Consider the following 6000-nt stretch of genomic DNA (forward strand, 5'->3'; position numbering starts at 1 on the left):
ATACATATTGTTGCAGACGTCCGCTTAAAATTGAAGCAAATTATGATATTTAATAAAAAGTTAAATAAATATTCACACAATCGGTTTGTGAATTTGTTATAATACTTATATCAATTTGAATAATTATTGTCTTTTGTTCAAATTTTCAGAAGTGCGAAAATTTGAAATAATGGGCATGAAAAGAAGTAAATAAACGAAAGGAAGATGAAATATGTCGCTTGGACGAGTATTGGTAGTAGACGATGATAAGAACATCTGCGAGCTGCTCAGGCTTTACCTTGAAAAGGAGGGCTATGGAGTAATACTTGCACATGACGGTGAGGAAGCAGTGGTAAAATTCAACGCTCTTAAGCCTGACATCATACTGCTTGACATTATGCTGCCTGGTATAGACGGCTGGCAGGTATGCCGTGAGATAAGAAAGAAGTCCAACGTGCCTATCATCATGATAACCGCAAAGGTAGAAACATTTGATAAGGTGCTTGGTCTGGAGCTTGGAGCTGACGACTATATCGTAAAGCCTTTCGATACAAAGGAAGTTATCGCAAGAATAAAGGCTGTTTACAGAAGAGTAGGTCAGTCATCAGGCGAAGCTGAGATAAAGGAAGTCAAGTATGACAAGCTTTCAGTTAATATGACAAGATATGAGCTGAGAGTAAACGGTCAGGTGCTTGACACACCGCCGAAGGAGCTTGAGCTTCTGTTCCACCTTGCTTCAAATCCGAACAGAGTTTATACAAGAGATCAGCTCCTTGATGAGGTATGGGGCTTTGAATATTACGGCGATTCGAGAACTATCGACGTTCACGTTAAGCGTCTGCGTGAGAAGCTTGAGGGCGTTTCTGACAAGTGGGCACTTAAAACTGTATGGGGCGTAGGATACAAGTTTGAAGTCGCTGAAACACCGCATGAGTAATCGTAAAAGCATATTCTTTAAATACTTTGTAATTTGTTCAGCAGTAATACTTATAAGCTTTGTGTGCTTAGGAACGGTATTACTGCTGGTTTCTTCAAGGTATTTTATTGATGAAAAAAAGAGCCTGTTGGAGAAAAACACCAAGGCTCTTGCTTTATATACGCAGGAAGAAATGCTGGCTCAGCCTGCCGACTGGAAAAAGTCGGTGACAGATGAGATGATGCAGTATTCAATGGCGTGCAACGCTGATTTTATCTTGTGCGACTCTACGGGAGCAGTGCTTGTGAACTCCAGTAAGGATCCTGTGTGCAGCCCTCATAATATATCTGTCCATGAGCTTGAAGCTTTTTCTGACAATTGCGAGTATGTTTATTCGGATCTCGGAGGAGCTTTCGATGCTATATATCATGTGATAGGTAAGTCGTTCAAAGCGAATGGACCTGAATATTATGTGCTTGCATTCAGTTCAAAGGCGGCTCAGGACGACTATACCTACAACATAATGGAAATATTTATAGTTTCCGCTATAATAGTTCTGGTCATAGTAATGTTTCTGGTATATTTCATGACGCTGAAGCTTACAGAGCCTATAAAAGAGATAGCGGAGGTGTCAAAGAAGATAGGAGCAGGAGATTTTTCTGTCACGCTGCCTGATTATTCTACCTCGGAGCTTGAACAGCTCAGCAACGCTTTCAACGATATGGCTGCCAGCCTGAAAAGCTATGACACCATGCGAAATAGCTTCCTTGCGAACGTTTCTCATGAGCTTAGGACGCCTATGACGTCTATAGGCGGTTTTGTGGACGGTCTGCTTGACGGCACCATACCAAAGGAGCAGGAGAGATATTATCTTAAGATAATTTCCTCTGAGGTACACAGACTTGCAAGGCTCGTAAGAAGTATGCTCAATCTTGCAAAGATCGAGGCAGGCGAGCTTAAACCTAATTTGCAGTATTTCTCTGTGCTTGAGCCGATAGTCGATACCCTTGTGACTTTTGAGCCAAGGCTTGAGGAAAAGCAGATAGAGATAAGGGGTCTTGACGTTGACAGAGTGACCCTTTATGCTGATAACGATCTTGTGCATCAGGTCATGTATAACCTCATAGAGAACGCCATAAAGTTCGTTGACAAGGGCGGTTATATAGAGTTTCACTTTGAGCCTGAGGGCAACATGACGAGCATTTCTATCAGAAACAGCGGTGAGGGTCTGTCTGAGGACGAGCTTCCGCTGGTGTTCGACAGATTTTATAAGACCGATAAGTCAAGAGGACTTGACAAGACGGGCGTTGGATTGGGACTTAATATCGTGCGTTCTATCATAAAGCTCCACGGGGGCAAGATAATGGTACGAAGCGTTAAGAATGAGTATACGGAATTTGTGTTCACGCTGCCTAACAAGGCGGAGGGCGACTAGGAGGCTCATATGGAGCAGTTTGAAGAGCAGCCTTGTCTGCATGATGAAAATGAAGATACAGCCCAAGAAACTGGGCATTACAAGCTGCCTGAGGGAGCGGTAGCCGCTCACAAGGTGGATGGAGATTTTTGGTCGGCTGTTGATTCGGCAAAAAAAAGAAGCCGCTACAGAGAGCGTATGCGCCATGCAGTTGCAAGGCTGTGCTTTATGGTGCTTTTTGTAGGCATCGGAATAGCCATATCAATAACCTCCATAAGGGGAAGCGGCTGGGTGAGAAATCTTGTTACAGGGGACGAGAAGATAAGCTTTACGCTTCCTGTGGCTGACAAGCCGAAGCTTGACGATGAATTTTATCAGGCTGACGGAAGATACACTGCCGAGGGTATCGCAAAGGGGTTTTCTCCCGCTGTGGTATCTATAGAGGTTTACAAAAATTCGGGTGGATATGTTGCGGCAGGTCAGGGCAGCGGTGTTATAATGTCTGCTGACGGATATATCGTCACAAATGCTCATGTTGTAAATGCGGCGGAGTCGGGCATAAAAGTTGTTCTAAGCGACAATTCGGAGTATGAAGCCAAGGTGGTGGGGCAGGACTCTGCCACGGATATAGCGGTGATAAAGATACAGGCGCATGGCTTGCAGGCGGCTGAGTTCGGTGATTCAACTCAGGTGAATGCAGGGGAAGAGGTAGTCGCTATCGGCTCACCGGCTGGCTATTACGGCACTGTGACAAAGGGTATCGTGTCAGGTGTGAATCGCAGGATAAGGCTTGAAAACTCGTCAATAATAATGAACTGCATACAGATAGACGCAGCCATAAACCCCGGTAACTCAGGTGGAGCGCTGTTCAATATGTGGGGGCAGGTCATAGGGATAACCTCATCGAAGCTTGCTTCAAGCGACTATGAGGGCATAGGCTTTGCGGTATCTATAGACGAGGCGAAGCCTGTTATCGAGGAACTTATGGAAAAGGGCTATGTGGCAGGCAGAGTAAAGATAGGTGTGACTTATTATGCTGTCAGCGACACCACTGCTGAGATATACGGCATAAAGCCGGGCATTTGTATTGTGTCCATAAACTCTGATTGTGATGTTGCCAACACAGACCTTGCGGAGGGCGATATCATCACGGAAATAGACGGAAAGTCCACCGCAGGAGAGGTGGATATAGCGTCGCTGTTTTCAGGAAAGCAGGCAGGAGATGAAGTCGTCTGCAAGGTATATCGCAAGACGGACAGCGGTGATGAGAAAGAGTTTGAGATAAAATTCAAGCTTATGGCGGATAACGGCGGTCTTGTTACAGACAGTCAGAATAAATAAAAAAGAAAAAAGCTGTGGTAAGAAAGGGTACCACGGCTTTTTTCTTAGGGGATTAATAAAATATGTGATGATATTATAGAATTACTATAATACTATTATTATATATTCCCCTTAGTTTCATGTCAACATAAAAGTGTGACAGCTATTTTAAAAAATCTGTCACACATTTTGTCACTGGAAAGATGTATAAAAATACAAAAGAGCAGACCATATTGCGGTCTGCTCTTAGTTTTCATGAAAAATTATTCAGAAAGGCCCTCGATAGAGAATGTAATCTCAAGGCTGTCCTCAAATGCAAGATTGTCCTTGTCGATAGGAGAATCCTTAGCTGTATCGCCGTAATCGTTGTAGATCTCGATTCTGTAGCAGTTGTTGTTGTCCTCGATGTTGCCATACTTGATCTTAGCTTTATCGAATGCAACTTCCTGACCGTCAGCCTTGATAGACTTAAGTTCTACCTTGAGATCGTCAGCGTTGTACTTACCTGGAGTTTCCTTATCAGTCTTAGGATCGCCTGTGCCCTTGAGTTTTTCGCCGTTAAGAAGACCGATGATATCAACGCACATTACTACGCAACCCTGAGCGCCAACAGCATAGTCACCGTCAAGAGCGATCTGTGGATTGATACCCTCGTCTGGGTCATCATAAGAGATAGAAGCGTTTGTGATAGAAACTGTGTACTCACCGTCGCCTGTTATGTCAGCGTCAACACCGAAAGCCTTAGTTGCATCAGGTTCGCCCTGACCTTCCCAGTTGCCCCAGAGCCACTCTCCGTCACCGAACATAAGGAATGCGTCATAGCCCTTGAATGTCTTTACAGGTGTGTAATCAGAGTCACCGCCTTTTGTAGAGTCAGCAGAACTGTCTGTTGCAGCTGAATCAGCAGCAGACTCGGCAGCGGCTGTAGTTGTTGTTGCTGCAGTTGTAGTTGTAGTAACGGCTGTAGTTGTTGTTACGGCAGCAGTAGAGCTTGAAGAATCAGCTGAATCGCCGCATGATGCGAATACTACTGTTGTCAGAGAAAGAGCTGTGACAGCAGCAAGAATTTTTTTAGCTTTCATTATAATAACCTCCTGAAAAAATAATGGCAGTTACACTGCCCCTAAGATAGAATATCTCTAATAAATATGATACAAAATTTTCGCATTTTTTTCAAGATACTATTTTAACAAATTTCCTTATGATAAATCGTTTACATTATACAAAACTTGTTGAAACTATATAAAAATATTAACCTTACAGCAACATATTGACCAAATTATGCGAAAAAAGTGCAGTTAAAAAAATGAATAAGCATTGATTTTTGAGGAACAATAGGTGCAAACATGATAGAAAAAAGGAGCGAAAGAAATGGATATAAATTTAAGCAAGGCGCAATACAGCGAGATGTACAAGGAGGCTTCACACGGGACGAAGTGGTGGGTGACCATACCGAAGGCGTTTTTATTTGGCGGACTTATATGTGTTATCGGGCAATCGCTGATGGATATGTATTTATATTTAGGTTTATCCAAAGATAACGCCTCAATGTCGGTATCAATAACTTTGATATTTTTATCTGCACTTCTCACAGGTCTTGGCTGGTATGACCGCATAGCGAAGCACGCAGGTGCAGGCACGCTTGTACCCATAACAGGTTTTGCAAACTCTGTGGCGGCGCCTGCTCTTGAGTTCAAGACGGAGGGATATATTCTTGGGCTTGGGGCGAAGATCTTCATTATCAGCGGACCTGTTATTCTTTACGGCACTTTGGCGAGCGTGCTTTACGGGCTTATTTATTATTTGTTTTTGCGATAACAAGCAGCGAGGTCTGTTTGTCGAAAAAAATGATGTTGGTGGGCTACCGAAAAATAATATCAGCGGGCGACCTCAGGTCGCCTCTACATAGAAACACCGCACTGGATATGTTTTAGGCAGAATAAAGGGGCTGTAAAAAAAGTCCCCAAGAAAAAAGGCTGCGATCTTGCCAAAAAGCAAGACAGCAGTCTTTTTTGTGGTATAATTAAAGTATCATGAATAACCAACCACAAGAATATTATACACCATATCAATTAAAATTTCCAATAGAAATTGAAAAAATAATTGAAACAACTGACCCGGTATATACATTTTGTGAAGTGATGAATCATATTGACCTGAGTAAATACCTGACGACTGAGGACCGCAGGACAGGCCGTCCAAGATATGAAGAAGAAACTTTGCTGAAAGTAATACTGTTTGCATTTATGGAAAACGGATACGAATCATTGCGAAAAATAGAAAAACTCTGCAAAACCGATATTCGCTTTATGTGGCTGCTGCAGGATAATCCTCCGCCAAGCCACTCGACAATAGGCAATTTTATGAACAA

General features: G+C 43.0%; 6 protein-coding genes. 5 read left to right on the top strand and 1 reads right to left on the bottom strand.

Going from position 1 to position 6000, the window contains the following annotated elements; genetic code table 11:
• The first annotated feature begins 211 nt into the window (after positions 1 to 211).
• The 3 genes from WS40_RS00390 to WS40_RS00400 are packed head-to-tail and all read left to right on the top strand — an operon-like array spanning position 212 to position 3650.
• Positions 212 to 916 (top strand): response regulator transcription factor, encoded by a 705-nt coding sequence (locus WS40_RS00390; RefSeq protein WP_022288718.1) that lies wholly within the window; start codon positions 212 to 214, stop codon positions 914 to 916.
• Positions 909 to 2330, top strand: a complete 1422-nt coding sequence (locus WS40_RS00395) for a sensor histidine kinase (RefSeq protein WP_038670254.1) — start codon at positions 909 to 911, stop codon at positions 2328 to 2330. Before WS40_RS00390 ends, WS40_RS00395 begins: the two co-directional genes overlap by 8 nt.
• A 9-nt stretch (positions 2331 to 2339) precedes the next feature.
• The gene (locus WS40_RS00400) at positions 2340 to 3650 is read left to right on the top strand and encodes a S1C family serine protease (protein WP_046439204.1); all 1311 of its coding nucleotides are present in this window, start codon (positions 2340 to 2342) and stop codon (positions 3648 to 3650) included.
• Positions 3651 to 3892: 242 nt separating this feature from the next.
• Here the strand turns inward: WS40_RS00400 and WS40_RS00405 are convergent, their stop codons facing one another.
• Positions 3893 to 4711, bottom strand: a complete 819-nt coding sequence (locus WS40_RS00405; RefSeq protein ID WP_325208339.1) for a hypothetical protein — start codon at positions 4709 to 4711, stop codon at positions 3893 to 3895.
• Between the two features lie 289 nt (positions 4712 to 5000).
• Here WS40_RS00405 and spoVAC point away from each other — a divergent pair, with 289 nt between their 5' ends.
• Together spoVAC and WS40_RS11200 are read left to right on the top strand one after the other, a co-directional pair.
• Positions 5001 to 5447, top strand: a complete 447-nt coding sequence (gene spoVAC / locus WS40_RS00410) for a stage V sporulation protein AC (protein WP_158455015.1) — start codon at positions 5001 to 5003, stop codon at positions 5445 to 5447.
• Positions 5448 to 5662: 215 nt separating this feature from the next.
• On the top strand, positions 5663 to 6000 hold a 338-nt coding region (locus tag WS40_RS11200), incomplete at its 3' end, for a transposase (protein ID WP_325208340.1).

This window comes from Ruminococcus sp. N15.MGS-57, from assembly GCF_000980385.1.
Lineage (GTDB): Bacteria > Bacillota > Clostridia > Oscillospirales > Ruminococcaceae > Hominimerdicola > Hominimerdicola aceti.

What these genes read in the sequence shown, in the direction of transcription:
- WS40_RS00400 (WP_046439204.1), top strand. Translation starts at nt 2,340, where the DNA reads ATGGAGCAGTTTGAAGAGCAGCCTTGTCTGCATGATGAAAATGAAGAT.
- WS40_RS00390 (WP_022288718.1), top strand. Translation starts at nt 212, where the DNA reads ATGTCGCTTGGACGAGTATTGGTAGTAGACGATGATAAGAACATCTGC.
- WS40_RS00395 (WP_038670254.1), top strand. Translation starts at nt 909, where the DNA reads ATGAGTAATCGTAAAAGCATATTCTTTAAATACTTTGTAATTTGTTCA.
- WS40_RS00405 (WP_325208339.1), bottom strand. Translation starts at nt 4,711, where the DNA reads ATGAAAGCTAAAAAAATTCTTGCTGCTGTCACAGCTCTTTCTCTGACA.
- spoVAC (WP_158455015.1), top strand. Translation starts at nt 5,001, where the DNA reads ATGGATATAAATTTAAGCAAGGCGCAATACAGCGAGATGTACAAGGAG.